The sequence below is a fragment of the Neobacillus sp. DZ-9 genome (assembly GCF_059587065.1).
The window spans coordinates 270908-297714 of the sequence record NZ_JCAIOL010000003.1 but is presented as its reverse complement, the minus strand read 5'-3'; the positions used below and the strand labels follow the sequence as shown (position 1 = coordinate 297714).

The 26807-nt window shown below is 40.1% G+C and carries 26 protein-coding genes; 22 read left to right on the top strand and 4 right to left on the bottom strand.

Annotated features, from left to right (window positions below; translation table 11 throughout):
* Nucleotides 1-57 precede the first annotated feature (57 nt).
* The gene (locus AC59HZ_RS09880) at nt 58-1278 is read left to right on the top strand and encodes an MDR family MFS transporter (protein WP_496545631.1); all 1221 of its coding nucleotides are present in this window, start codon (nt 58-60) and stop codon (nt 1276-1278) included.
* A 333-nt stretch (nt 1279-1611) separates the two neighbouring features.
* On the opposite strand, the gene AC59HZ_RS09875 is transcribed toward AC59HZ_RS09880, so the two are convergent.
* On the bottom strand, nt 1612-1848 hold the full coding sequence (locus tag AC59HZ_RS09875) for a YczF family membrane protein (protein WP_496545630.1): 237 nt from the start codon (nt 1846-1848) through the stop codon (nt 1612-1614).
* Nucleotides 1849-2057: 209 nt separating this feature from the next.
* On the opposite strand from AC59HZ_RS09875, the gene AC59HZ_RS09870 reads away from it, so the two are divergent.
* Genes AC59HZ_RS09870 through AC59HZ_RS09860 form a run of 3 tightly spaced genes read left to right on the top strand, consistent with a single transcriptional unit; the run spans nt 2058 to nt 5932 of the window.
* On the top strand, nt 2058-3593 hold the full coding sequence (locus tag AC59HZ_RS09870; protein WP_496546031.1) for a spore germination protein: 1536 nt from the start codon (nt 2058-2060) through the stop codon (nt 3591-3593).
* Nucleotides 3593-4798, top strand: a complete 1206-nt coding sequence (locus AC59HZ_RS09865) for a Ger(x)C family spore germination protein (RefSeq protein ID WP_496545629.1) — start codon at nt 3593-3595, stop codon at nt 4796-4798. Before AC59HZ_RS09870 ends, AC59HZ_RS09865 begins: the two co-directional genes overlap by 1 nt.
* 27 nt (nt 4799-4825) lie before the next feature.
* Nucleotides 4826-5932, top strand: a complete 1107-nt coding sequence (locus AC59HZ_RS09860; protein ID WP_496545628.1) for a GerAB/ArcD/ProY family transporter — start codon at nt 4826-4828, stop codon at nt 5930-5932.
* Here AC59HZ_RS09860 and AC59HZ_RS09855 read toward each other — a convergent pair.
* The 3 genes from AC59HZ_RS09855 to AC59HZ_RS09845 form a co-directional block, all read right to left on the bottom strand.
* Nucleotides 5929-7584: a PAS domain S-box protein gene (locus AC59HZ_RS09855; RefSeq protein ID WP_496545627.1), complete on the bottom strand. Its 1656-nt coding sequence runs from the start codon at nt 7582-7584 to the stop codon at nt 5929-5931. The two genes, AC59HZ_RS09860 and AC59HZ_RS09855, sit on opposite strands and share 4 nt — an antisense overlap.
* Nucleotides 7585-7832: 248 nt before the next feature.
* A complete protein-coding gene (locus tag AC59HZ_RS09850) occupies nt 7833-8333 on the bottom strand; it encodes a GNAT family N-acetyltransferase (RefSeq protein ID WP_496545626.1) in 501 nt (166 codons plus the stop codon).
* 136 nt (nt 8334-8469) lie between these two features.
* Nucleotides 8470-8622 carry a YpzG family protein gene (locus AC59HZ_RS09845; RefSeq protein WP_223587800.1) on the bottom strand — a complete coding sequence of 51 codons (153 nt, stop codon included), beginning with the start codon at nt 8620-8622 and terminating at the stop codon, nt 8470-8472.
* A 254-nt stretch (nt 8623-8876) separates the two neighbouring features.
* Between AC59HZ_RS09845 and AC59HZ_RS09840 the strand changes: the two genes are divergently transcribed.
* The 18 genes from AC59HZ_RS09840 to AC59HZ_RS09755 all read left to right on the top strand — a co-directional run bounded on the left by AC59HZ_RS09840 (nt 8877) and on the right by AC59HZ_RS09755 (nt 26805).
* The gene (locus AC59HZ_RS09840; RefSeq protein WP_496545625.1) at nt 8877-10055 is read left to right on the top strand and encodes an acyl-CoA dehydrogenase family protein; all 1179 of its coding nucleotides are present in this window, start codon (nt 8877-8879) and stop codon (nt 10053-10055) included.
* Nucleotides 10056-10109: 54 nt separating this feature from the next.
* Nucleotides 10110-10874 (top strand): beta-ketoacyl-ACP reductase, encoded by a 765-nt coding sequence (locus AC59HZ_RS09835; protein ID WP_496545624.1) that lies wholly within the window; start codon nt 10110-10112, stop codon nt 10872-10874.
* A 20-nt stretch (nt 10875-10894) separates the two neighbouring features.
* Entirely contained in the window at nt 10895-11344 is a 450-nt protein-coding gene (locus tag AC59HZ_RS09830) for a MaoC family dehydratase N-terminal domain-containing protein (RefSeq protein WP_496545623.1), read from the top strand.
* On the top strand, nt 11341-11742 hold the full coding sequence (locus AC59HZ_RS09825; protein ID WP_496545622.1) for a MaoC/PaaZ C-terminal domain-containing protein: 402 nt from the start codon (nt 11341-11343) through the stop codon (nt 11740-11742). The genes AC59HZ_RS09830 and AC59HZ_RS09825 overlap by 4 nt, the downstream gene beginning before the upstream one ends.
* A gap of 284 nt (nt 11743-12026) precedes the next feature.
* Nucleotides 12027-12794, top strand: coding sequence for a class II aldolase/adducin family protein (locus AC59HZ_RS09820; RefSeq protein WP_496545621.1), 768 nt, complete (start codon nt 12027-12029; stop codon nt 12792-12794).
* A 442-nt stretch (nt 12795-13236) separates the two neighbouring features.
* A complete protein-coding gene (locus tag AC59HZ_RS09815; protein ID WP_496545620.1) occupies nt 13237-14148 on the top strand; it encodes a ketopantoate reductase family protein in 912 nt (303 codons plus the stop codon).
* Nucleotides 14149-14177: 29 nt separating this feature from the next.
* Nucleotides 14178-15785, top strand: a complete 1608-nt coding sequence (locus AC59HZ_RS09810) for a long-chain-fatty-acid--CoA ligase (protein WP_496545619.1) — start codon at nt 14178-14180, stop codon at nt 15783-15785.
* 32 nt (nt 15786-15817) lie between these two features.
* Nucleotides 15818-16966, top strand: coding sequence for an acyl-CoA dehydrogenase family protein (locus tag AC59HZ_RS09805; protein ID WP_496545618.1), 1149 nt, complete (start codon nt 15818-15820; stop codon nt 16964-16966).
* Between the two features lie 26 nt (nt 16967-16992).
* Nucleotides 16993-18174: a thiolase family protein gene (locus tag AC59HZ_RS09800; protein ID WP_496545617.1), complete on the top strand. Its 1182-nt coding sequence runs from the start codon at nt 16993-16995 to the stop codon at nt 18172-18174.
* 8 nt (nt 18175-18182) lie between these two features.
* Nucleotides 18183-18572: a PaaI family thioesterase gene (locus AC59HZ_RS09795; RefSeq protein WP_496545616.1), complete on the top strand. Its 390-nt coding sequence runs from the start codon at nt 18183-18185 to the stop codon at nt 18570-18572.
* Nucleotides 18573-18591: 19 nt separating this feature from the next.
* Complete coding sequence (locus AC59HZ_RS09790) at nt 18592-18999, top strand: PaaI family thioesterase (RefSeq protein ID WP_496545615.1); 408 nt, start codon at nt 18592-18594, stop codon at nt 18997-18999.
* A 204-nt stretch (nt 19000-19203) separates the two neighbouring features.
* Nucleotides 19204-20409, top strand: a complete 1206-nt coding sequence (locus tag AC59HZ_RS09785; protein WP_496546030.1) for an acyl-CoA dehydrogenase — start codon at nt 19204-19206, stop codon at nt 20407-20409.
* A gap of 22 nt (nt 20410-20431) precedes the next feature.
* A complete protein-coding gene (locus AC59HZ_RS09780; protein ID WP_496545614.1) occupies nt 20432-21205 on the top strand; it encodes an SDR family oxidoreductase in 774 nt (257 codons plus the stop codon).
* 39 nt (nt 21206-21244) lie between these two features.
* Nucleotides 21245-22414: a thiolase family protein gene (locus tag AC59HZ_RS09775; RefSeq protein ID WP_496545613.1), complete on the top strand. Its 1170-nt coding sequence runs from the start codon at nt 21245-21247 to the stop codon at nt 22412-22414.
* Between the two features lie 108 nt (nt 22415-22522).
* Complete coding sequence (locus AC59HZ_RS09770; protein WP_496545612.1) at nt 22523-23095, top strand: TetR/AcrR family transcriptional regulator; 573 nt, start codon at nt 22523-22525, stop codon at nt 23093-23095.
* Between the two features lie 27 nt (nt 23096-23122).
* Nucleotides 23123-24799 (top strand): long-chain fatty acid--CoA ligase, encoded by a 1677-nt coding sequence (locus AC59HZ_RS09765; protein WP_496545611.1) that lies wholly within the window; start codon nt 23123-23125, stop codon nt 24797-24799.
* Between the two features lie 93 nt (nt 24800-24892).
* The gene (locus tag AC59HZ_RS09760; RefSeq protein ID WP_496545610.1) at nt 24893-25756 is read left to right on the top strand and encodes a branched-chain amino acid ABC transporter permease; all 864 of its coding nucleotides are present in this window, start codon (nt 24893-24895) and stop codon (nt 25754-25756) included.
* Nucleotides 25756-26805 (top strand): branched-chain amino acid ABC transporter permease, encoded by a 1050-nt coding sequence (locus AC59HZ_RS09755; RefSeq protein WP_496545609.1) that lies wholly within the window; start codon nt 25756-25758, stop codon nt 26803-26805. The genes AC59HZ_RS09760 and AC59HZ_RS09755 overlap by 1 nt, the downstream gene beginning before the upstream one ends.
* Nucleotides 26806-26807: the final 2 nt, after the last annotated feature.

Here is a 26807-nt window from a genome sequence, read left to right as displayed (position 1 = left end):
ATTTTCGTCTAACATAGTTTACTAAGTAAGTATAAAATAATTTGCGAGGCTATACATATGAACAAAGTGAAAAACTATATTGGACAATTCCACCCAATTGTCTGGGTATTATTGATTGGCACCGTTTTATCCAGAGGCTCTGCCTATATGACATTGCCATTTTTATCGATTTATTTATCACGGCATATCGATCTTTCTCCGATCATCATCGGTTTAACAGTCGGTATGAGTCCATTAATGGCCACAGTCGGAGGATTTATCGGGGGCCATTTATCAGACCGGTTTGGCAGAAGGCCGATTATGCTTACCGCTTTGTTTACATTAGCATTTGTCTATATTGGCTTTACAGTTGCGAATAGTCAGGAATGGTTCATCCTTTTAAATGCGATTAATGGACTATGCACTTCTTTTTTTGAACCTACATCACAAGCACTTATGGCCGATTTGACAGACAAGAAAATTAGGATGAAGGTGTACTCCTTAAGGTATACCGCCATGAACATTGGAGCATCAGTTGGGCCGCTTTTAGGCGCCTATTTGGCTAATCACTCAGCAAAGCTATCTTTCGCCATTACTGGTTCAACCTACTTTGCATATGGAATCGTTCTTTTTATTTTAATGAAAAAACTCTTTATTACGAAACAATCAGAAACGAAAAAAGTAGTATCTTTTGTGGATGCATTCAAAATCATCAAGACCGATAAAGCGTTAAGATACCTTTTATTTGGGATCATTTTAATAAACATCGGCTATGTCCAAATAGACTCCAATTTGCCGCAATTCCTGGAAGGGACAGTGGAAAACGGCGTAACCATTTTTTCTGTTTTGCTTACCATTAATGCTGTGATGGTGGTATGCTTTCAGATGCCAATCAGCCATTTTGCTGAAAAATTTAGCTTAATGCAGGCGATGGCTGGAGGTTCAATATTTATCGCGGCTGGGTTACTTGGCTTTAGCTTCATCAATGGCTGGGTGATAGCCATAATTTCAATGGTCCTCTTAACAATCGGTGAAATTTTAATTTTCCCGTCTAACAGTATGATGATGGACAAATTAGCACCGGAGCATTTACGTGGAACTTATTTTGGGGCAGGCCAATTCCGGAAAATTGGGAATTTCCTGGGTCCCATATTTGGGGGATTTCTCCTCAGTCATTTCTACGGACAATTCATGTTTTGGATTATTTCAATCCTCACACTGGGAAGTATTATTTTCTTCACCGCAGGAAACAGGTCGTATATCAAAGCAAAAATATCCACGGTGGAAAAAACGATGTAAACCTTATCCCTCCACATTTTTCCATTATTCTGGTAAAATAAAGAATAGATAGAAATTTTCAAATAGAATGTAAGGACTATTTGAGAAGGGGGTCCATGGAATGTGGTACTGGGCTGGTATCTTTGCTTTATTTTGCTGTCTATTTCTTATCATTGAGGAAATAATCTATTATCTGTGGAATCGCTATGTTTATGGGCCAAATCACGAAAGAAAAAGCATTTGGAAAAATAGAGTTAAAGTGATCCTCTGTTTTTTCAAACGGAAATCTCCAACAAATATTCATGAAAATAAGGAAGAAGAAAGCTCGCTTTAATTGAAAGCGGGCTTTCTTCTTTATGAGTTTGAAGGAGGATTTTGCCGTTTCTTATTTAAATAAGCTCCAATCGAATTAATAAAAAAGAAGAGGATAAACAGTGATAATATAATATATTCCGCCGGTTCCATTACTCTAAAAGGATTTGTTGCTTTCCAAAGCACCCCAGATAATCTTACTCCCATTATCAAATCGATTGAAATAATTAAGGTTATTAAAAAAGCCGCTAATAAACCAGTGACCAATATAATTTTCATAATCCTCACCCATATTTATGTGATGTTATTATTTTTCTACTTAGGAATGGAATTATCCCTTGGATAAAATATAACACCTTGGGGAATCTATCCATTATTGGTAAGAAGAAAATTGAAACTTCATTGAGTGAGGCGGAGATTACGTGTCGATTTTGTCTAATATTTTGAAAAAAAAGCAAAAAAAGAGACAGAACGATAATTACAGGCAAATGCAAGATCCTGGTAAACCGGACGAATTGCCAATTCATAGGGACTACAAAGATAATATTGCGAAAATAAAAGAAGAATATGGTAACAGTACCGATGTTTCATACCGCGAGTTTAAATTTTGCGGCAGCAGGGGGACTGCCGTTTATATTGATGGCCTAGCCAGTAATAGTATGATCAATGATTTTTTTATGGAAACAGTGACAGAAGAAGTGAGGGAGATGGTTACCGACTGTTTCCAACAAATGATTGACTTCGCAAATGGTCTGGGAAACGTCGAAACGATCTCGAATTGGAACGAAGTACATGATGCCATCTTGGTTGGGAATACCATATTTTTTTTAGATGGCTACAATAAAGCCATTAGTGTGGAAACAAAGGGATGGGAGAAACGTGCCATCACCGAACCTTCAACCCAATTATCGATTCAAGGGCCGAAGGATTCGTTTACGGAGACTCTTCGAACAAACACAGCCCTAATTAGACGAAGGATAAAAAGTCCAAATTTATGGATTGAATCGATAAAGCTGGGTACCGTAACGCAAACCGATATCGCCATCATGTATATAAAGGGAATTGCCAATGAGAAAATTATTGGAGAAGTAAAAGAAAGGTTAAATCGCATTAATATTGATGCGGTTCAAGCTTCAGGATATGTTGAGCAATTATTTGAGGACCAAACCTGGACACCGTTTCCCACCACACACCATTCTGAAAGACCAGATGTTATTTCTTCCCATTTGCTTGAGGGAAGAATTGCCATTGTCATGGATGGAACCCCATTTGTAGTAACGGTACCAGCATTATTTATTCAATTTTTCCAAGCGCCAGATGATTATTATGCTCGTTTTGATATATCCACAAGCATTCGGATCTTACGAATTTTATCCTTTTTTATCGCTCTAATTGGACCAGCAGTATACATAGCCGGGACCACCTTTCATCAGGAAATGATTCCAACTACCATGGCCATCGCGATTGCAGCTCAAAGAGAAAATGTCCCTTTTCCGGCCTTTGTTGAAGCATTAATAATGGAGGTTACCTTTGAAATATTAAGGGAGGCAGGGTTAAGACTTCCACGGGCAGTGGGTCAAGCAGTTTCCATCGTTGGAGCGCTTGTAATAGGGCAAGCGGCCGTTCAGGCAGGTTTTGTATCACCAGTAATGGTCATCGTCGTTTCTATCACAGCCATTGCCAATTTTTCGACGCCCGTTTTTACAATGGCCATTGCTGCCAGATTAATTCGCTTTATCTTAATGGGCCTTGCCACTATTTTAGGGTTTTATGGAATTATGCTGGGTCTGATGTTTATGACCATCCATTTATGCTCGCTAAGGTCTTTTGGCATTCCCTACATGATGCCAATCGCTCCTTTTAATATAAAAAATCAGCAGGATGTGTTCATTCGTTTTCCAATATGGGCCATGAAAAATAGACCGATGTTTATCAGTAAGGGAAATATGGCCCGGGCGGGAGAAAATCAAAAACCGGGTCCGCCAAAGCAGGACGAAGATCAGTCATCACAAGGTGAGTCCTGATGAGACGATATTTGTTGCTGTCTATTTGTGTGCTTTTTCTTCTACCTTCCTTAACCGCGTGCTGGAATCAAAAGGAGTTAACCGATTTAGCCTTTGTGATGGCAATTGGAATTGATAAGGGAACAAACAAAAAGTTTGATGTTTCGTTTCAACTTGTAAATCCGGGCAATGTTTCCTCTGGGCAAACCGGCGGGGGACAAGGACTGCCAATTGCCGTATATAAAAGCTCAGGGAACACCATTACAGAGGCAGCAAGACACGCGACAAAGAAAATTTCCAGACGTCTATATTATGCTCACACAAATTTAGTGGCAGTTAGTGAAGACGTGGCAAAAACTGATTTGCTCGATATTATTGATGCATTAGATCGGGATCCAGAATTTAGAACGACTACTGAAATGGTGATTGCGAGAGGTACGTCTGCAGAAAACGTGGTTTCAGCACTGACAAACCTTGATAAACTTCCTGTCAATAAGATTACTAAGGAGCTTAAATCCACCCAAAATATGCTGGGTGAAAATATGAGTGTCAATGTAGATGATTTTATTAGTGGAATTATCAGTAGTGGAAAAGAACCCATTTTAAATGGATATAAAGTAGAGGGTAAGAAGGAACAAGCGAAAAAAGCCGAAAACCTTCAAATTACCAAGTCAGATGCCTATCTTGAGGCTAATGGTTTAGCTATTTTTAAAAACGGAAAATTAAAAGGGTGGATTGAAGGCAACAATGCCAGAGGGGTTATCTGGATTCTAAATAAGGTAAAAAGCACTGATATTAATGTCGAATGGAATGGTAAAAAGAGTGCCATTACAATGGCACCCATTCGCTCCAAAACAGAAGTTTCGGTTAAATTTAAAAATGGAAAACCAGTTATTCATATTCGCATTGAAGATGAAGGCTGGATTAGCGAAGCCAATACCGCGATTGATTTAACGAATCCGAAAGTAATTGAGAAAATAGATAAGCTTGTGGAAAAAGAAATTAAAAGGCAAATAGTAAGTACAGTAAAAGCAGCTCAAAAAAAGAAAAGTGATATTTTTGGATTTGGTGAACGGGTGCATCGAGCAGACCCTAAACTGTGGAAAAAGCTTAAGAGGAATTGGAACGAACAATTTGCCAATTTAGAAGTAAATGTCGAGGTAGATTCCTACATTCGGCGAGAAGGAATTCGTACCAAACCGTTTTGGTCAACGATGAATAAGTAACCCGTTGTGAGTAGGGAAGTGTAGCAAATGGAAAAGGCAAAAATAAAAGCATCCCAATTATTTGTTCTCATAGTTTTGTATGAAATGGGCAGTGCGATTCTTGTTGGAATGGGGGCAGGTGCCGGACAGGACGCCTGGATATCCATTTTGCTTGGAATGACAACAGGAGTGCTTCTCTTTTTCGTTTACTACCGTTTGTTTAAGTATTATCCAGACCTTCCGCTAACCAGTTATCTTCAAAAAATAGCCGGAAAATGGATTGGCCGCTTTATTGCATTGCTTTATATCGTTTACTTTATCTACGGTGCTTCAAGGGTATTAAGGGATTTCGGAGAACTTTTAACTACAACCATCTATTCGAGCACTCCGTTATTTGTCATCAATACCCTGATGCTCTTGACGATTATTTATGCTATTCATAAGGGCTTTGAAGTCATTGCTCGAGTGGGGGAAATTTATTTTGCGATTATCTACATGATGGCAATTGGAGGATTTTCCTTAATCCTCTTTTCTGGTTTGATTCATTTTGAAAATCTATTACCAATACTTGAAAATGGATGGAAGCCTGTGATAAAAACCTTTCTTCGTGAAACTCTCACTTTCCCATTCGGAGAAATGATTGTCTTTACGATGCTGCTTCCATTTTTAAATGATCCAAAAAAAGTGAAAATTGCCTGTATTGGCGGGATTCTTCTAAGTGGAATTAATATCACGATAACGGCTGTCATTAATATTGCTGCATTAGGAACGGATTTATTTATTCGTTCCAATTTTCCATTGTTAACAACAATCGGGAAAATTCAATTAGCCAATTTTATCGAGCGGCTCGATGTATTATTTATGCTGTATCTTGTTATTGGTGGATTTTTTAAAATAACTATATATTATTATGTAGCTGTGGCTGGTGCGGCAGATATATTCAATTTCAAGAATCAACGTAAACTGGGGTTTCCAATCGGAGTGCTAGTGTTATTTTCATCCGTGACTATTGCAACCAGTTATGCGGAACATATTAAAGAAGGGCTGGATGTTGTCACGATATATTTGCATTGGCCCTTCCAGATTATAATTCCCTGTATATTATTAATCTTGGCATTTTTTCGAAATCGAAAAAAAAACCCAAGCCCGTCCTAGGCGGGCTTGGGTTTTTGTGAAAAATCCTGCTTCATAGGCAGGGTGATTTTTACGGACGTTCCCTGATTTTTTTGACTGTCAAAAAGGATTGTCCCTTTGTGAGATTGAACAATCTTAAAGCTGACAGTTAGACCTAAACCTGTTCCTTTTTCCTTTGAAGAATAGAACGGTTCGCCAATTTTTTCTAATCGCTCTTTAGAAATGCCGCAACCATTGTCTTTGACAGCAATCATTACCTGATCGTTTTCTAACTGTTCAAGGACAATGGACACTTTCCCCCCATTTATGGAGGCTTCAATCGCATTTTTAATAATATTAATAAATAATTGTTTCAGCTGGTTCGGATCGCATTCTATATTGATCTCATTTTCAGGATAAATCGATTCAATTTGCACATTATATAAACTCGCCTCAGTGCTTAATAAGGAAATAACATCGTTCAAAAGCTTTTGAATGTCTGCAGTAGTGTATTTCAACAGCTGCGGTTTGGCTAAAAGTAATAATTCACCAACAATATGATTTATCCGATTTAATTCATCTAACATGATTTGATAATAGAATTGGTGCTTCTTATCTTCCATTTGTAAAAGCTGTACAAATCCCTTTAATGAAGTGAGTGGATTACGTATTTCATGGGCAACACTCGCAGATAACTCACCAACAACCGACAGCTTCTCCGTCCTCCTTAGACGTTCCTCTGTTTGTCTTAAGGCAGTCACATCTCTGCCATAGCCGATGATTCCAGTTATCTTCCCGTTAATTACAATTGGGAGTGAAGTAGCTTGAATGGTTAGTGTATTCCCATTAGCATGTGGAATTTCGAGTTCATACATAATGGGTTTGCTTTCATCAACTAAAGAAGAAATAAATCGATTGAGATACCTTTTATATTTATTAGGCAATAATGTTCCTATATTTTTACCAATCATCTCTTCTCGTTTGAAGCCGGTTATCACATCAAAGTGAGGGTTTAGATTGGTTATGTTTCCGTTCAAGTCCAACATATATACGATATCTGGACTGTACTCAAACATTGATTTATATTGCTGCTGGCTTTCGGCTAATTGTCTTGCCATATTTTTTCTCTCAGTTATATCCCGGCCAATGATAACCAATCCTTCTCTGCTCCCATCAGGATGGAACAAAGGAACTTTAATGGTATCAAAGGTTTTAGTTGTTCCATCTGGCACAGGCAGAACTTCTTCAATCCGGGTTATTGCTTTATTTTTCCATGCTTCCTCATCGGAAATTTCGCAATATCTGAGCGCGTCTCCATAGAACTCGGTGTATTCCGCTAATTCAGAATCCTTTTTTCCCCGATAATCTACGTCTTCAAGCTGAAATAATTGTAAACCAAATTCATTGGCTTCAATCCATCTGCCTTCGCCATCCTTAAAGTTTACAAAATCAACCATTGCGTTGATTAAAGTGGATAGACGCGTTTGGTCCTCTTTTGATGCATTTAATTCTTGTGATTTTACACTTAAAAAGTAAATAAACCATCCAGTAACAAAGATATATAGAACCTCTTTGAATCTGGCGGCAAAATCAATATAAGAAGAAGGTACAAACTGATTAATTAAATAATTTGTACCATATATCCATACTATACTTAATATGCAGTAGAGGAAAATTAGCTTTTTTTTCTCCATGAATTCTCCAGTTCCTTCAAGGAAATTATTTTCCAAGAATGTAAGAAAACTTTTTCTTACATAATAATACAGGAAAATTAGGTGTTTTGGAATATTTCAATTATGGAAATCTATTTTAAGGTAAATTCCTTTACCATTTCTACTGTAACCAGTTGTTGATCGAGATATAGAAAGTCATTTATTTTTTGTTCTATTTATTAACATGTTCAGTAATGGCTTTATGTACACTCATGGGGGTTACTCTTCTTTTATATTTTTTTACCGAGGATTAATAAATCTCTTTCTACTCCATCTAATTCGGCTACATTAGGCAAATGGGCCCATTTTTCAAAACCAAAGCGAATAAATAGTTTAACGCTCGGTTCGTTATGGGCAAAAATAAATCCGAGCAAGGTTTTGATCTTCAGTTTTGGACAGGCATCCAAAGCTTGTTGGATTAAATATTTACCAAGTTTTTTTCCTCTAAAGTCTTGATGAATGTATATACTAATTTCAGCCGTGGCATTATAGGCGGGTCTCCCATAAAAAGATTGAAAGCTTACCCAGGCGCATATATTGCCATTACTTTCAACAACCCATAGAGGACGAATAGCAGGAGAATGATCGTCAAACCATTTCATACGGCTTTCTACACTTACTGGTTCGGTATCCGCTGTTACCATTTTACTGGAAATTGTTGAGTTGTAAATGTCCACAATAATTGGCAGGTCGCTTATTTCTGCATCTCTAATTTTAAACTCTTCAAACATTACTATTGTCACTCCTGTATGTTTTTTAACTAGCATTTATGTTATCGTTCAAAGCAAAGAATATCAATAAAAAGAAAGGCCTTTTCCCAATTTTTTTAATTGAGAAAAGACCAATTTCGTTTCCATTGCCAAGCTCTTACCAACGGTGAGCCTTGGCATTGCTCCTTAAGATGATCGCACTTTGCGTCAATTGAGTCTCTCCGTTTACCTGTGATCTGGCAAACTTCGGTCTCGTGTTGTTGTGGCAAATTCGCTCTGAGCGTGAATCTAAATGATCTTTGTAGCTCATCAAATATCACCTCATCCTAGGATTTGAAACGGATATTCACTAAGGAATATCATATATATCATGTGTAAAAATACATAAAAATAGTCAATAAAAAGAAAAAATTTCAATTTCATATAAATTAAAACTTGTATTTTCTGAAATTTCGAAATAAAATTAAGTTACATACCAACCGGTAGGTATGTTTCGGTTGATCATTGCATATTATTTTTAAGGGTAAAAAACTAGATTCCAAGAATAAGGATGGAGTGATTACTATGCATTTGCGTCTGACAGATGAACAGAAAATGGTGCAAAAAACTATTAGAAGATTTGTAGAAAAAGAACTGATCCCACTAGAAAACGATGTCCTCAGAAATGAGCGGGAAGGCAAACCAAGTCTGCCTCCAGGGAAATTAAAAGAATTGCAATTGAAGGCGAAAGAGGCAGGCTTTTGGGGAATTAACACACCTGAACAGTATGGCGGTGCAGATTTAGGTCAGATGATGATGGCAATAGTGTTAATGGAAGTTTCTAAGACCTTTGTTCCGTTTTCATTTGGCGGTTCTGCTGATAATATTCTTTACTATGCAAATGAAGAACAAAAGAAAAAATATCTCATCCCGACAATCAATGGTGAAAAGAAGTCTTGCTTTGCCATGACAGAACCAGGAGCAGGCTCTGATACGCAAAACATAAAAATGACTGCAGTTAGAGATGGAAGCGAATGGGTTCTAAATGGTGAAAAGACCTTTATTACAGGCGGCAACGAAGCTGATTTCGTAATGGCCATTGCCATTACGGATAAAGAAAGACATCAAGCGACACGTGGACGCGAAGGTGTAACCTGTTTTATTGTTGACCGTGATATGGGCTGGAAATCTGAGTATATACATACTATGGGAGAATGGGGTCCAGCTGGCTTGGTCTTTGATAATGTACGCGTTCCTGAGGAAAATATTCTTGGTGAATTGCATAAAGGCTACAATCTTGGATTGGAATGGATTGGATTTGCAAGATGGATTGTCGGAGCAAGAGCTGTAGGAGCTGCTGAACGCTTATTGCAAATGGCTATTGATTATTCCAAAGAACGAATTACCTTTGGTAAGCCCATCGCTGAGCGCCAGGCAATTCAGTGGCAAATCGCTGATTCTGCCGTTGAAATTGAAGCAGCCCGCTGGCTTGTTTTAAATGCTGCCTTTACCCTTGATCAAGGCGAAGATAATCGCCATCTTGCTTCGATGGCTAAATTATATGGAGCAAATATGGGAAACAGAGTAGTAGACCGAGTTCTGCAAATTCATGGCGGCATGGGTTATACAAGGGAATTGCCAATTGAACGCTGGTACCGTGAAGCAAGACTTTGGAGAATTTACGATGGTACTGATGAAATCCAGCGTATGATTATTGCCCGTAACTTGATTAAAGGTCATGCAAAGGTTGGTCAACACGTTTAAATCCTTTTTGAAAGCGTTGTCTTAATAGAAATTTTTATTGTGGGAGGAAGAAAAATGGCAGGAAGATTCGCAGGAAGAGTAGCTTTTATTACAGGGGGAAGCCGTGGAATCGGGAAAGGCATTGTCGAGCTTTTTGCAAGCGAAGGAGCAAAGGTTGCGATTATTGATTTAAACGAAGAGGCATTAAGTGAGACAGCCAATGAATTACGGGAAAAAGGCTATGAAGTGTATTCGAAGGTGGCAAACGTTGTCGATGCTGAACAAGTAGAAGCTGCTGCAAAAGAGGTTCATGATACATTCGGTTCGATTGATATTCTAGTCAATAATGCTGGTGTTATTCGTGATAATCTTTTATTCAAAATGACAGATTCCGATTGGCAGACTGTTATGGATGTTCATCTAAAAGGATCCTTTAATGCGGCCCGTGCTGCCCAAAAATATATGGTTGAGCAAAAATACGGCCGTATTATTAATATTTCTTCTACGTCAGCACTTGGAAATCGTGGTCAGGCCAATTACGCTGCTGCAAAAGCAGGTCTCCAAGGTTTCACAAAAACACTGGCGATTGAGCTTGGAAGATATGGAATTACTGCGAACTCTGTTGCCCCTGGTTTCATTGAAACCGATATGACAAAAGAAACGGCTGCAAGAATTGGCATTCCTTTTGAGCAATTAATCCAAGCAAGCGTATCGAATATTCCTGTGGGAAGAAGCGGTAAGCCAGAGGATATTGCTAATGCTGTTGCTTTCTTTGCAGATGAAAAGTCTTCATTTGTAAATGGGCAAGTCATCTATGTAGCCGGCGGACCAAAATGTTAATTAGGTGAGGTGAGGATGAATTGTTTAAAGATCAAATAGGCAAGCAATCAAACAGGGTGAAAAATGTTGTTGAAAGAGGAGCCGTCAAGAAATTTGCCGAGTCCATCGGTGACCTTCATCCAATTTATTTTGATGAGGAAGTTGGCGAGCAGTCCAGATACCGTAAGAATATTGCACCACCGACATTCCCAAGAGTTTTTGATTATGGTGTGATTGAAGGATTAAACCTTCCAAATAAAGGCTTGATTCACGGAGAACAAACCTTTCATTATGTCCGTCCATTATTAGTGGGGGAAGAAGTTTACTGTTATTCAAAAGTAAAGAACTACTTTGAGAAAAAAGGTAACTTTGGTGAAATGGGCTTCCTCGTACTCGAAAACTATGGCGATGATGCGGCAGGGAATACCATTTTTAGCTCAACCTCAACGGTTGTCATTTCTGAAGCTGTTAGGAAGGTGTTGACCCGATGAGTACACTTACTGAATTACAAATTGGCGAATCGTTAAAAGAGATTCAATTAGAGCCTGTTTCAAGAATGGACCTCATTAAATATTCGGGAGCTTCCGGGGATTTTAATCCGATTCATACGATTGATGATGAAGCGAAAAAGGCAGGATTACCAGGCATTATTGCTCACGGGATGTGGACGATGGGTAATCTTGCAAAATTGTTTACTGAGTACTATGAGGAAGGCTTTATCGAGGATTATTCAATCCGTTTTAAAGGTATGGTATTTTTGAATGATGTCGTCACCCTTAAAGCGAAATTGAAGGAAAAAGTAGAAAATAAGCTGCGCTTTACCGTTCAAGCGGTTAACGGGGAAGGCAAAGATGTATTAAAGGGTGAGGTAGTTTATCACCAATACTAACACGATAGACAGAATTGAAAAATTGGCTGTGTTAAAACCCATTGTTGATTTTTAACACTGTTGATTGGAGCGGAAGGTGCGAAGACTCCTGCGGGAGTACGGGGCAGGGGAGACCCCGCAGGCGCTAAAGCGCCGAGGAGGCTTCCCGGCACGCCCGCGAACCGCTCGCACCTGGAGCGCAAATCAACACCAAATTTAACAGAGCCAAAAAATTAAAAACCCGGCATTTATTGAATTTTTCATAATGCTGGGTTTATTTCTATCAATTATTAAAGGGTGATAACATGTCTGCGAAAATGACTTTGAGCTATAAGCCTCCTGTTTTCTCATCAGTAGAAGAGGAAAGACAGCATTTAAAACAAAAATTAGCGGCCTCGTTTCGTTTATTTTCTAAATTTGGCTTTGATGAAGGGGTCGCAGGACATATTACGGCACGTGATCCTGAGCGGAAGGATCACTTTTGGGTGAATCCATTCGGGATGCATTTTAGTCAGATCAAAGCCTCCGATTTGATTCTTTGTAACCATGATGGAGTTGTCGTTGAAGGAAATTATCCTGTGAATCGTGCAGCTTTTGCTATCCATTCTCAGGTTCATGCCGCACGCCCTGATGTGATTGCGGCTGCCCATGCTCATTCGGTTTATGGGAAATCATGGTCTTCTCTTGGACGACTCCTTGATCCGATTACTCAGGACGCCTGTGCATTTTATAATGATCATTCTTTATTCGATGATTTTACCGGTGTCGTTTTGGATATTGAAGAAGGCCGGAGGATTGGAAAAGCTTTAGGAAATCGAAAGGCATGTATTTTAAGAAATCATGGACTTTTGACAGTTGGAAAATCTGTGGATGAAGCGGCATGGTGGTTTATTACAATGGAACGGTCGTGCCAGGCACAAATACTTGCAGAATCGGTAGGAACACCAATTGTTATTGATGATGAAAATGCGGCTGGAACCTATGAGACAGTCGGAACCCATGAAGCAGGATGGTTCCAATTCCAGCCATTATGGAACCGGATTGTGAAAGAACAGCCGGATTTATTGGATTAATCAATTGTTTTTGCCAGAGTTGGTCAGAAAGAGATTAACACTCACAAAAGTTGTTGATGGTGCCCGAAACTTGGTCGAAAGACTGGTCACAGGTTATTTTGCGGAGTTTTTAAAACCCATGATTAAGGAAAATTTCCTCAACGGTAATTAAGAGGAGCTCCAAATGCCCGTGATCATGAAAAAATTTCCTCACGTGTAATTAAGAGGGGCTCCTAATACCCATGATCATGAAAAAATTGCTTCAAGGGTAATTAAGAGGGGCTCCAAATACCCGTGATCATGGAAAAACTGCTTCAAGGGTAATTAAGAGGGCTCCAAATGCCCGTGATCATGGAAAAATTGCTTCAAGGGTAATTAAGAGGGGCTCCTAATACCCATGATCAATAATAAAATTTAACTGAATTTTTAAAATGCATACATATTTTTCTTTGGAGGATCGCAAATGAAGATAGGGGTAGCAGGCACCGGTGCCGTTGGCGGATATTTTGGCGGGCTTTTGCAAAAGGCAGGTCATGAAGTTGTTTTTTTAGCGCGTGGAACCTCACTTGAAAGAATGCAAGAAAAAGGACTAGCAATTGAAAGCGAAGTAGAGAGCTTTACTGTAGACGGAGTCTTTACTGAGCAATATGAGTCATTTTCAGACATTGACCTGTTGTTATTTTGTGTGAAATCAACAAGTACAACGGAGGTTGCAACAAAGTTCCTTCCGTTTTTAAAAGAATCCTCCCTTATTATGACGTTTCAAAACGGGGTGGATAATGAAGAAATTCTGGCTGACATTTTTGGGGAAAAGCGGATTTTATCCTGCGCTACCTACATTCAGGCGATTGTGACCGAGACGGGTGCTGTGAAACAAATCGGCGTTCCGCCTAGGCTTTTGATAGGCGCCTTGGATAATAGCTTATCTGAAGAGGCTAACGAAATTGCAGCGCAATTTAATGCGGCAAACATTGCTACATTTACTACTAGTAACGTTTTGGAAATCAAATGGAAAAAGTTACTTTGGAATGTCACCTTCAATCCAATAACAGCCTTAATTGAGTCAAAAGTGGGGGCTGTCTATGAAAATGAAGGCTTGTATTCCACTGCCGAAAAAATATGTAAAGAAGGAATTGCAGTTGCTAGAGCATTAGGTTTTGCTATCGATGAAGATTTTTACGAAACCATTTTTGCACAAGGGAACCTGGCAAGAAATCACCATACCTCGATGCTGCAGGATAAGCTTAAAGGAAAAACACTTGAGCTGGAATCCATCGCCGGCTATATCGTAAAAAAAGGCAAGGAACTAAAGGTAGCAACACCTGTCCTTGAAACAATCTATCATCTATTAAACTACCAGACAAGAATAGTATAAAATCAAATCCATTTGGAGAGGTGAATGGTTTGGATGCAGAGTACGAACGTCCCTGGATGGATCATTACCCCGAGACGACTAATCTTTCCTTTCAAATCCCAGAAGTTAGTTTGTATTCATTTTTAAAGGATACGACAAGGAAATATGGTGAAAAAACTGCGCTCATATTTGGAGATGAATCCTTGAACTACTTGCAGTTGAAGGATCAGGTCGACCGGCTTGCCGCCGCATGGCAAAACTTAGGTGCTAAAAAAGGAGATAGACTTGGTTTAATGGTATCTAACCATCCCTTTTATGTTATTTCCTATTACGCAGCATTGAAGCTGGGAATGATCGTGGTTCAGATTAATCCCCACTATACTCCAAGAGAACTTCTTGAAATTTTTCATGATTCCGAAATAACTTATTTGGTTATTGAACCGTCTGGAGTTGAAAAAGTACCACAACTCAAAGAATCTTATAGCTTTAATGCAATTTTTGTCACGGAAATTTCCGAAGAAAGTAAAGATTTTTACAGTGTTCGCCAATTAATTAACAGCTTTCCTCCGATGAATGAATCCTGTGCTATTGATGCCCAAAATGACATTGCCGTTATTCAATATACAGGTGGAACGACCGGTAAAAAGAAGGGCGCGATGCTGACTCATTTTAATTTGACTGCCAATGTCCTTCAAAGTAAAGCGCTTTACGGAGCCCGAATGTTTTTTGGCGAAGAAACAATCTTAACTGCCACTCCTCTCTACCATGTGTATGGGATGACCAGTGGAATGAACCTATCCATATACATTGGCGCAGCGAATGTATTGGTCAATAAATTTGAAATGGAAAAAGTACTCCATCTCATTCAAACTTACAGGCCGACGTTCTTCCCAGGTGTCCCAAAAATGTACAATGCCTTTGTGAATTATCCGAATATTGGAAATTATGATTTAACGAGCTTTAAAACCTGTACCAGTGGTTCAGCTCCATTGCCCATCGAAATCTTAAAGAAGTTTGAAGGGTTGACAGGTGCATTGATAGGTGAAGGCTATGGGTTATCAGAAACATCGCCATCTACTCACAGAAACCCACCGGATGGGTTAATGAAGGTTGGAAGCATTGGAATTCCGCTGCCGAAAACAGATTGCCGAATTGTTAATGATGTTGGAGAAGATCTTCCGGAAAAAACGGTTGGGGAATTACTGATAAAAGGGCCGCAGGTGATGTTAGGATACTGGAATAAGCCTGAAGAAACGAACCAGGCCTTACGGGATGGATGGCTTTATACAGGTGACTTAGCCACGATGGATGAGGACGGATATTTTTATATCGTCGGCCGGAAAAAAGAAATGATTATTGTTGGCGGATTTAATGTATATCCGCAGGAGGTTGAAGGAGTGCTGTACGAACACCCTGATGTCCTCGAAGCGGCAGTGGTTGGGATACCTGACAGCCAAGTGGGAGAATTGGTGAAGGCCTTTATCGTGCCAAAGCAGGGCAGTGAAATAAATGAAGAGGATTTGCGAGAGCATTGCTATCAGCTCTTAACCCGATACAAAGTTCCTAAACAATTCGAAGTCATCGAAGCTTTACCGCGGAATACGGTTGGAAAGATATTAAAGCGAGTCCTGTTAGCAGATGCAAAGAAAACAGTATAAAGATTATATTTAGATGAACTAGGGGTGCAACCATGAACTTTGAATTAGACGAAGACATTCTGTTTATGAAAAAGAATATTAGAGATTTTATTCAAACCGAGGTTGAAGCAGTTGCGATGCAAATTGAAGAAGAAAACCATATTCCTGAACGAATCATTAATCTTTCAAAGGAAATGGGTCTGTTTGGTTTAAGTATACCTGAAGAGTACGGCGGCCTTGGGATTGGCATGGTAGGTAAATGTGCTTTATATGAGGAGATCGGGCAAACGCATAATGGGTATACCACACTAATTGGAGCACATACAGGAATTGGGACTGTGGGCATTGTTGAAATGGGAAATGAACAGCAAAAGAAAAAGTATCTTCCCGATATGGCAAGCGGCGAAAAACTAGGCGCATTTGCTTTAACAGAGCCGGCTGCCGGATCAAATGCAGCTAATTTAAAAACAACAGCGGTGAGACGCGGGGATAAATACATTTTAAACGGTTTGAAGCATTACATTACCAATGCCACAGAGGCAAGTGTTTTTACGGTGATGGCCGTTACAGATCCTGATCAAGGTGCCAAGGGGATCACCTCTTTTATTGTGGAAAAAGATTTTCCAGGGGTTCAGGTCGGAGCAATTGAAAAAAAGATGGGATTAAGAGGATCGCACTCTGCAGAATTAATTTTTGAAGATTGTGAGGTTCCAGTTGAAAATGTATTGGGAGATGAAGGCCAAGGTTATGTGAATGCGTTAAAAATATTGGCAAATGGCCGTGCTGGTTTAGCTTCACGAAACCTAGGATCCTGTCAAAAACTATTAGATATGTCAACAAGATATGCCAAAGAACGGATCCAATTTGGCAAGCCGATTATTAAAAACCAGGCAGTCAGCCATATGCTGGCGGAGATGGCAGTGGAAATTGAAGCACTCCGTTCCTTTACCTACCGTGTTGCTTGGATGGTTGATCAAGGAATGAAGGTGATAAAAGAAGCGGCCATGCTGAAGCTTTATGGCTCAGAGGTATATAACCGCGTGGCAGATAAAGCTGTGCAAATTCATGGGGGACTGGGCTATATCGCCGATTATCCAGTAGAACGCTATTATCGGGATGCCAGGATTACGAGAATTTATGAAGGCACCTCTGAAATCCAGAAAAATATCATTGCAGCACAATTAGAAAAAGAGTACAGCTAATTCTATAAAACTAGGGGGATTTGAAAGTGAACGAGATTGTCATTTTGAGTGCCGTTCGTACACCCGTAGGAAGGTATGGCGGTGCATTAAAAAGTCTAAATTCTGGTCAGCTCGCTTCAATTGCTATCGAAGAGGCAATTAAAAGGGCTGGCATTTCTGCCGAGCAAGTCGATGAAGTAATTTTAGGAGAGGTAAGACAATCTACTGAGTCTTCGAATGTGGCCAGAGTAGCCGCTTTAAGGGCAGGGGTATCAGAAACTGCTCCAGCATTTACTATTAACCGCTTATGTGCTTCCGGCATGCAAGCAATTTGCTCCGGTGCCCAGCAAATTGCCTTCGGGCAGGCAGAAATCGTGGTTGCGGGCGGTACAGAAAGCTTGAGCAATGCCCCTATTTATCTAAGAAACTCTCGTTTTGGCGGAGATAATACAAAGTTGGTTGATTCGAACACTGAAGCGGGTCAACAGCCCCCTGAAATCTATGGCCATGATCTTGGCATGGGCATAACCGCAGAAAATGTTGCTGAGCGATTTTCGATTTCCCGAGAGGACCAGGATGCCTTTGCGCTGCAAAGTCAATTAAGAGCATCTGCTGCCATAAATAATAATCATTTCCAGAATGAAATCGTTCCGGTTGAGATTAAAAGCAGAAAAAGCTCATTTGTCTTTACCGTTGATGAACATCCAAGACCGGAAACGTCTTTAGCAGCACTTCGTAAACTTCGCCCTGCCTTTAAAGAAAATGGCACTGTTACAGCTGGAAATGCCTGTGGCAGAAATGACGGGGCAGCCGCATTAGTACTGACATCAGCAAGTCATGCTGATAAATTGGGGGTAAAGCCGCTTGCCAAAATCGTGGATTGGGCCTCTGTAGGGGTTTCTCCCGAAATCATGGGGATTGGACCAGTACCGGCGGTTAAAAAGCTTTTGGAGCGCACAGGATTAACTCTTGAGGATATTGATTTAATTGAGCTGAACGAAGCTTTCGCCTCGCAAGCCCTTGCGGTTATTCGTGAATTAAATTTAGATATGGATAAGGTAAATGTTAATGGCGGCGCTATTGCCCTTGGGCATCCACTTGGGGCTACAGGAGCAAAAATCATTACCACCCTAATTCACGAACTAATACGCCGTGAAAAGAATAAGGGAATCGCTACTCTATGCGTCGGCGGAGGTCAGGGAATGGCATTGATGGTCGAGGTTATGTAGAAAGGAACATGGGAGTGAACAGACCAAAGACATCATCCACATTTTTTGATTATATGGGGTTTAGAAGCACGATCGCTGATAAGTTTGAATTAGATTTACCCTTGCAGCCGCATATGCTCCAGGACGATGGTACGATTCATCCTGGTGTTTTTTCAACGATGCTCGATATTTCTATGGGTGCCACCATCTCCATAGAAACCAATTCCTTTGCTACCACAATTAATTTAAACCTATCATTTTTCGATCTAACGCCAAAAAATAACTATCAGGCTAAAACGAAAATATTGAAGCATGAGGGTAAATATGTAACGGCTGAGGGGACGATCTTCACTGAAGAAGGGGTTCTAATTGCTAAGGGAATTGGTACTTTCAAGGCAACTCCGATTAAACAGGAGTAAGGAAGGGAGGGGGAGGAAGATGCAGATGGTGGAAAAAGAAATTTATAAAATTATTGAAAAGAACCCATTTTTTAAGCATATCGGGTTTGAGCTTGTAAGCGGAAACGAAGATGAAATTTTACTCAAGCTGGCAGTAAAAAAAGACTTGTTAAACACGAATAATTCTCTGCATGGCGGTGTCCATGCCTCTATGCTTGACATGGTTCAATCCATTCATCTGCGTACAATTTATCAAACATCTATATCAGCAGTGAATTTGGATGTGCATTATTTTGCTCCCATTAACACCGGAGATCTCTTTGCCAGGGCAAAAATACTTCAGCAAGGTTTTAAATTAGCTACGATAGAATCGGAAATAATCGATGAAAATGAACAGCTTATTGCAAAAGGCACAGGTGTCTATAAGATATTTCGACAGTCGCAATAAAATTTTTTTCAAAAAAATACTAGATTAATATAAGAATTTATGTGTTTTTTCAAGAACAAGAGAGTCTATTTGTTAATAAAATATGTTTCTACTATATTAATGAGAAATTTGTCGAAAAGCATTGTGTTGAATATTCTAAAAATTATGGATATATTAAATTTAACAACATACCAACTAGTTAGTATGTTAAAAGGAGTGTTAATGATGAATTTCACTTATTCTGAAAAAGTGCAAGAATTACAAAAAAAGCTTAATGACTTCATGGAAAAATTTATTTATCCAAATGAAAAGGTATATCATGAGCAAATTGATAAAAATGCTCCATTTTCCAAGGTTCCTCCAATCATGGAAGAGTTGAAGGAAAAAGCAAAACAGCATGGATTATGGAACTTGTTCTTACCAGAAAGTGAATATGGTGCTGGATTAACGAATTTGGAATACGCTCCGCTTTGTGAAATTATGGGCCGATCCAGCATTGCCCCTGAAGTATTTAACTGTGCTGCACCAGACACAGGAAATATGGAAGTCCTTGTTCGATATGGAAAGGAAGATCATAAAGAACAATGGCTTAAACCGTTATTAAACGGAGAGATTCGTTCCTGTTTCTCGATGACAGAACCAGATGTGGCTTCCTCTGATGCGACCAACATCCAGGCAAGTATTATCCGCGATGGCGATGAATATGTCATCAATGGAACGAAATGGTGGTCATCAGGTGCAGGAGACCCACGTTGTAAAATAGCGATTGTCATGGGTAAAAACGATCCGTCCGCTCCAACCCATGAACAACAATCTATGATTCTAGTACCACTAGACACTCCAGGAGTAACGATTAAACGGATCTTGCCGGTTTTCGGTTATGACCATGCTCCGCACGGACATGCTGAAATTGAATATAAAAATGTTCGCGTACCTGCTTCCAATATGCTCTGGGATGAAGGAAAAGGCTTCGCTATTGCACAAGGTCGACTCGGCCCAGGACGAATTCATCACTGCATGAGAACAATCGGTGCTGCAGAACGTGCACTTGAAGAGCTTTGTAAGCGCGTTCAATCGAGGACAGCTTTTGGTAAAAACCTTTCCGAGCAAGGTGTCATTCAGGAATGGATTGCCGAGGCAAGAATTGATATAGAGCAGGCTAGATTACTGACACTTAAAGCGGCATACATGATGGATACAGTAGGGAATAAAGAAGCGAAAGCAGAAATTGCCATGATTAAAGTAGTTGCTCCAAATATGGCATTAAAGGTAATCGATCGCGCCATTCAGGCATTTGGTGCAGCTGGTGTTAGTGAAGATACACCGCTGGCTGCCAGCTGGGCAAATATCCGAACTCTAAGATTAGCGGATGGCCCGGATGAGGTTCACAAGCGAGCGATTGCAAGATACGAATTGAAAAAATACCGTTAATGGTTTTATAGGAGGAAATACCATGCATGTTCAAAAATTGTTTGATTTAACCGGAAAAGTAGCAATCGTAACTGGAGGCGGCAGAGGGCTCGGCCAGCAGATCGCTGAGGGCTTTGCGGAAGCTGGAGCAAATGTTGTTGTTTGTTCAAGGAAGCTTGAGGCCTGTGAAGAAGTGGCTGAAGGGCTTAGAAAGCTGGGGGTTGAAAGCTTTGCTTTAAAATGTGATGTTTCCAATCCAGAAGATGTAAAAAACGTCGTAGAACGAACCGTGGAAAGGTTCGGAAGAATTGATATTCTTGTCAATAATAGTGGAGCTTCCTGGGGGGCGCCAGTAGAAGAAATGCCGCTTGAAGCCTGGCAAAAGGTTATGAATGTTAACGTAACCGGAACTTTCCTAATGTCCCAGGCAGTTGGAAAGGTCATGATCGAGCAAAAAGCTGGAAAAATCATTAACATTGCTTCCGTTGCTGGTTTGCAAGGAAGCAATCCAAAATATATGAATGCCATTGGCTATAACTCTAGTAAAGGTGCAGTCATAACCTTTACAAAGGATCTAGCAGTTAAATGGGGCCCACATGGTATCTACGTTAATGCCATTGCACCGGGCTTCTTCCCAACGAAAATGTCTAAAGGGCTGCTTGACGAAGGCGGTGAAGCCATCCTTGAAGGTACCCCATTAAGAAAGTTTGGCTCTGAAACTGATTTAAAAGGAGTTGCGCTATTTTTAGCAGCACCAGCATCAAATTTTGTTACTGGTGACATCGTAGTGGTAGACGGCGGCGCTCATGCCATGTAAGAGACAATGGGAAAAATTTGACTAAAGGAGTCGATATAATTGAAAAGAGATGCTGTCATCGTTTCAGCTGTTCGAACAGCGATCGGCAGGCAGGGTGGTGCCCTAGCAGGTGTTCCTGCACATGTTTTAGGTGCAGAAGTAATCAAAGAAGCAGTAAAAAGAGCGAAAATTAAGCCTGAAATGATTGATGATGTTATTTTTGGCAATGTGCTGTCGGGCGGAGGAAATATTGCTAGATTATCTGTCATCCAAACAGGATTATCGATAGATATCCCAGGGGTAACCGTTGACCGTCAATGCGGATCTGGCATTAACGCTATTAATCTGGCAGCTCAGGCGATTAAAGCAGGTGATGGAGATATCTTTATAGCTGGCGGAACAGAGAGCATGAGCCGTGCCCCATATTTGATGGCGCGTCCTGAAAAACCATATCATGCCGAACCGCCGAGCTTTACGAAATTACAGGTATCAACTGAAGAAGCCGGCAACCCACCAATGGGAATAACCGCAGAAAATCTGGCAGAAAAATACCAGATTTCTAGAGAAGAGCAAGATGAATTTTCGTTTCAAAGTCAACAGCGGATGGCAACAGCCATGAAAGAAGGACGTTTTGACGAACAAATTGTGCCGATAACAATCCCGGTTAAAAAGGGAGAGCCTGTGATCTTTAATACCGATGAACACCCAAGGCCGCAAACGACAATCGAAGGATTGGCCAAACTGAACCCGGCGTTTTTAAAAGGCGGCACAGTTACAGCTGGAAGCAGTTCAGGATTAAATGATGCCGCATCCGCACTTGTCATCATGTCGAGAGAAAAAGCGGAAGAATTAAATCTCACTCCGTTAGCTGTTATTCGCCAATATGCTGTTGCGGGAGTGGATCCGAATATCATGGGAATTGGACCTGTTCCGGCGGTAAGAAAAGTATTGGAAAAATCAGGCCTTTCGCTAGACCAAATAGATCTTGTTGAAATTAATGAAGCTTTCGCCTCTCAAGTGTTAGCTTGTAATCGAGAACTTGAAATGGATCTCGCAAAAGTAAATGTAAACGGGGGAGCAATTGCCCATGGACATCCGTTAGGAGCAACCGGTGCCATCCTGGCAACAAAAGCTGTATATGAATTACATCGCTCCGAAGGAAGGTACGCCTTGATTACCGCTTGTATTGGCGGCGGTCAAGGAATCGCAACTATCATTGAACGCGAATAATATCAAAACTGAGCATTAGGCAAATAGGAAAAGGAGGGAGTTTGTTGCCTCCCTTTCCTTCCAACTAGATTAATAGTCGAAAGGAAACATCCTATGAAGCAAAAAATAATGGAAACTGGGATCCATCTATTTCACCAAAATGGTTTTAAATCCACTTCTGTGCAGGATATTGTTCAAGAAATGGGTGTTACGAAGGGAACCTTTTACTATTACTTTAGCAGTAAAGAAGAATTATTGAAGGATATTCACTTATCGTATATCGAGGAGATTGTGATGCAGCAGGAAGTCATTTTACAAAACACTTCCTATGATTTTACCAAAAAACTATATGAGATTGTCTTTATGCTCATAAACAACATCCAATCAAAAGGCCCTAGTGCCCGAATTTTTACGAGGGAACAAAGGCATTTAAATGAAAAAAATGTTCAAGAGATAAAAGAAAAACGAGCTACATTCCGAAGAAATACGCAGAAATTGGTCGAAGAAGGAATTAATCAAGGCGTAATAAAGAAGGAGTTCCGAGCCGATATCCTAACGTTAGGAATTCTTGGAATGACGAATTGGAGCTATTATTGGTTCAATCCTGACGGCGAAGTCCCAGTGGAAAAAGTGGTTGAGATTTTTCTAGATATGGTCCTTAACGGAATCTCAAATCCGGAGAAAGTGTCAAACTCCATTTAACATTCTAATGAAAAGGAGAGCTGCATCATGTTAACTCTTCATCACAAATATTGGCCAAAACTTGCAAAATCGTTGAAGGTACCTTCAACTTCACTTTATGACAACCTTCAAGTAAGTGCACGTCGATATCCAGATCAAGATGCCATTTATTATTACGGAAACAAACTTACATATCAGGACCTAGATGCTGAAGTAAATGCCCTAGCAGGGTATTTAGAGCATAAGTTAGGAGTCCGTAAAGGTGACAAGGTTTTGCTGTTCATGCAAAATTCGCCGCAATTCATCATTGGCTACTATGCAATAATAAGGGCGAATGCCGTGGTTGTGCCGATCAATCCGATGCTAGTTGCCAATGAATTGGAATTTTATATCCGGGATTGTGGAATTAAAACGGCAATACTTGGACAAGAACTATACGATCGTGTCCAGCCGCTATTAGGCAGAACTTCCCTTGAGAATTTGTTAATTGCTGCTTATTCCGATTATAAAGGGGAAGATTTCCAAGGAGTATTGCCACAGGAGGTTGAACTGCCAAGAGCAACCTTCACTGAAGCCTACCATTACCATTGGTGTGATGCCATTCAGGTAAATCTGAATCCATCTGATCATACATCGAAGGGTGATGACCTGGCAGTTCTTCCTTATACATCCGGTACAACCGGACTGCCAAAGGGATGTATGCATACGAACAAGACAGTACAGGCGAACACGGTTGGCTGTTATCATTGGTCACAGTCAACACCAAATGCGCTTCACCTCATGACGCTTCCTCTTTTCCATGTTACAGGAATGGTGCATAGCATGCATATGCCAATATACAGCGGTAGCACCATTGTGGTCATGACCAGATGGAACCGGGATACTGCTGTCGACTTAATTAAGAATTTAGGATGTACCCATTGGGTTACAATTGCGACAATGATTGTCGATTTCTTAGCGAATCCTAAATTAACAGCGGAGGATATTTCAACATTAACCTCTATTTCTGGAGGGGGCGCTGCACTGCCAGAAGCAGTTGGTGAAAAATTATATAAACTATCGGGATTACGATTTGTGGAAGGATATGGGCTTTCCGAAACGATTGCCCAAACCCATTTCAATCCGGCAGAACGTCCTAAAATGCAATGCCTTGGGATTCCATCCTTTGATGTGGATGCTAAAATTATCGATCCTGCAACGGGAAAAGAACTAGGTGTCGGTGAAGTTGGAGAAATCATCGTCAATGGTCCTCAGGTAATGGTAGGTTATTATAACCGTGATGATGAAAATAGAAGTTCATTTATCGATTTAGACGGGAAGAAGTTTTTCAGAACAGGTGATATTGGCCGGTATGATGAAGAAGGTTATTTCTTCATTGTCGATCGTGTGAAACGGATGATCAATGCATCTGGATTTAAGGTTTGGCCGACAGAAGTGGAATCTTATCTTTATAAACACCCAGCAATCCAGCAAGCCTGTGTTGTAGGCGTTCCTGATCCAAGAAGAGGAGAAACCGTCAAAGCATTTGTCATTTTAAATGAAGGCTTTGAAGGGAAAGTGAATGAGGAAGAAATCATCGAGTGGTCAAAAGAAAATATGGCTGCTTATAAATACCCAAGATATATTGAATTCAGAAAGCAGTTCCCTATGACATCTAGCGGAAAGATTTTATGGCGTACTCTGCAGGATGAGGAAAATGCAAAAGCGGAAAATACAGTTCAATAAGAGTGAATATTAAACGGTGAGCTTCAAATGGAGGGCTCACCGGATGGAATATTTTGTGGACAAGCAGTGTTTTAACAAAAAAGGAGGAGAGCAATGGAGATTTTAATACAGCAGTTATTTAATGGTCTGACCATTGGAAGCGTATATGCCTTGGTAGCGTTAGGATTAACGTTAGTTTATGGTATTCTGCACATTCCAAATTTCGCTCACGGTGCATTATACATGATGGGCGGGTACGTAACATTAACCATGATGACCAAATTTGGACTTCATTACTGGATTGCGATATTCGTTTCAATTATTGTAGTTGGCCTCATCGGAGTATTAATGGAACGGTTAGTCTTCCACCCGCTTAGAGAGGCACCGCCAATCCATGATAAGATTGCTGCCATTGGTATTCTCTTATTCTTGGAGGCATTCGCTCAAAAATTTTGGGGTGCCGATTACCAGTCAATGCCAACCCCATATGAAAGTGTTGTACAAATTTTTGGTTTAACGATTACTATGCAAAGGCTGTTAATTGTTATCGCTGCAATTGTCGTTATGGTGTTGTTATATCTATTCCTGAAAAAGACCTATACAGGTGCAACGATCATTGCCATGTCGCAAAATCGTGAAGGGGCAAACTTAGTTGGGGTAAATACGAATAAGGTTGCCATGTTAACTTTTATGATTTCAGGGGGCCTTGCTGCGATCGCTTCATCATTATCGGCACCTATTAATCTAGTATTCCCAGGGATGGGACAACTCGTCATTTTAAAAGCATTTGTAATCATCATCCTTGGAGGAATGGGAAGTATCCCGGGCGCGATTGTAGGAGGTTATATTTTAGGATTTAGTGAAAGTTTAGGTGCAACGTATATCTCTAATGACTATAAGGACATCATTGCCTTTATCCTCCTTGTTATTATCCTAACAGTGAAGCCGACTGGACTGTTTTCAAAGGGGGGCCATTAATGTCAACGATCTTAAATAAAAAAATCGTCATTCCTGTTTTAGTTTTACTTGCGGTTTTCTTTCCTTTCATGACACAAAATAATACTTATATTATTCACGTCATGACGTTATCCTTCATCTGGATGATCGGGGTTTATGGTCTCAATTTACTAGCTGGTTATACGGGATACCTTTCTTTGGCACATGCCGGATTCTTTGCAATCGGTGCGTATTCACTTGGAATTTTAACAGTTAAAGCACAAATGAATTTCTGGCTGGCCTTTTTGTTAGCCCTTGTTATTACAAGTGTCTTAGGTCTTGTAGTCGGCGTAATTGCTTTACGGACAAAAGAGCATTTCTTCGCCATTTATACATTGTGCTTAGGTTATATTCTTTATCTAGTGATTGATAAATGGGAGAGCCTGACAGAAGGCGTCCGTGGATTAATTGGGATTCCTGCCCCAGCCAATATTGGTCCAATCAAATTTGATAACGAACTATCAAATTATTATCTTGTTTTAGTGTTCTTACTCCTGGTCGTTCTAGTTATGTATCGAATTATTCACTCTTTATCAGGAAGAACCTATATTGCGATTCGTAATAGTGAGGATCTTGCGCAAACCATCGGAATTTCAACGATGAAAAACAAATTAACCGTATTTGTTCTTTCAACGTTCTTTGCTGGTCTCTCTGGTGCTTTGTATGCTTCATTTGTACGCTTTATTGGACCTGACATTGGTGCTATTAATATTACGTTTGACTTATTAACCTATTTACTAGTAGGAGGGATTGGAACATTAAGCGGTCCTATTGTTGGTACTCTGCTCATCGTTTGGCTATCCCAATTTTTGCAAGATTTACAGGATCAACGGATGCTCATATTTGGACCAGTTTTAACTTTATTGGTTATTTTTTACCCTCGTGGTATCGTTGGAGGAGTTTCTGGTCTTTTCCAAATGATCAGATCGAAAGGCAGTCAGAAATCAACAATAGCGCCAAAAACTCGAATTGCCAAAGAAATGGTTATTGAAAAAAATACAATCTCAGATAAACAAGTGAAGGAGGGATAGGC

Coding starts and splice junctions, on each gene's coding strand:
- AC59HZ_RS09880 (WP_496545631.1), top strand. CDS start 58: ATGAACAAAGTGAAAAACTATATTGGACAATTCCACCCAATTGTCTGG.
- AC59HZ_RS09875 (WP_496545630.1), bottom strand. CDS start 1,848: ATGAAAATTATATTGGTCACTGGTTTATTAGCGGCTTTTTTAATAACC.
- AC59HZ_RS09870 (WP_496546031.1), top strand. CDS start 2,058: ATGCAAGATCCTGGTAAACCGGACGAATTGCCAATTCATAGGGACTAC.
- AC59HZ_RS09865 (WP_496545629.1), top strand. CDS start 3,593: ATGAGACGATATTTGTTGCTGTCTATTTGTGTGCTTTTTCTTCTACCT.
- AC59HZ_RS09860 (WP_496545628.1), top strand. CDS start 4,826: ATGGAAAAGGCAAAAATAAAAGCATCCCAATTATTTGTTCTCATAGTT.
- AC59HZ_RS09855 (WP_496545627.1), bottom strand. CDS start 7,584: ATGGAGAAAAAAAAGCTAATTTTCCTCTACTGCATATTAAGTATAGTA.
- AC59HZ_RS09850 (WP_496545626.1), bottom strand. CDS start 8,333: ATGTTTGAAGAGTTTAAAATTAGAGATGCAGAAATAAGCGACCTGCCA.
- AC59HZ_RS09845 (WP_223587800.1), bottom strand. CDS start 8,622: ATGAGCTACAAAGATCATTTAGATTCACGCTCAGAGCGAATTTGCCAC.
- AC59HZ_RS09840 (WP_496545625.1), top strand. CDS start 8,877: ATGCATTTGCGTCTGACAGATGAACAGAAAATGGTGCAAAAAACTATT.
- AC59HZ_RS09835 (WP_496545624.1), top strand. CDS start 10,110: ATGGCAGGAAGATTCGCAGGAAGAGTAGCTTTTATTACAGGGGGAAGC.
- AC59HZ_RS09825 (WP_496545622.1), top strand. CDS start 11,341: ATGAGTACACTTACTGAATTACAAATTGGCGAATCGTTAAAAGAGATT.
- AC59HZ_RS09820 (WP_496545621.1), top strand. CDS start 12,027: ATGTCTGCGAAAATGACTTTGAGCTATAAGCCTCCTGTTTTCTCATCA.
- AC59HZ_RS09815 (WP_496545620.1), top strand. CDS start 13,237: ATGAAGATAGGGGTAGCAGGCACCGGTGCCGTTGGCGGATATTTTGGC.
- AC59HZ_RS09805 (WP_496545618.1), top strand. CDS start 15,818: ATGAACTTTGAATTAGACGAAGACATTCTGTTTATGAAAAAGAATATT.
- AC59HZ_RS09795 (WP_496545616.1), top strand. CDS start 18,183: ATGGGAGTGAACAGACCAAAGACATCATCCACATTTTTTGATTATATG.
- AC59HZ_RS09790 (WP_496545615.1), top strand. CDS start 18,592: ATGCAGATGGTGGAAAAAGAAATTTATAAAATTATTGAAAAGAACCCA.
- AC59HZ_RS09785 (WP_496546030.1), top strand. CDS start 19,204: ATGAATTTCACTTATTCTGAAAAAGTGCAAGAATTACAAAAAAAGCTT.
- AC59HZ_RS09780 (WP_496545614.1), top strand. CDS start 20,432: ATGCATGTTCAAAAATTGTTTGATTTAACCGGAAAAGTAGCAATCGTA.
- AC59HZ_RS09770 (WP_496545612.1), top strand. CDS start 22,523: ATGGAAACTGGGATCCATCTATTTCACCAAAATGGTTTTAAATCCACT.
- AC59HZ_RS09765 (WP_496545611.1), top strand. CDS start 23,123: ATGTTAACTCTTCATCACAAATATTGGCCAAAACTTGCAAAATCGTTG.
- AC59HZ_RS09760 (WP_496545610.1), top strand. CDS start 24,893: ATGGAGATTTTAATACAGCAGTTATTTAATGGTCTGACCATTGGAAGC.
- AC59HZ_RS09755 (WP_496545609.1), top strand. CDS start 25,756: ATGTCAACGATCTTAAATAAAAAAATCGTCATTCCTGTTTTAGTTTTA.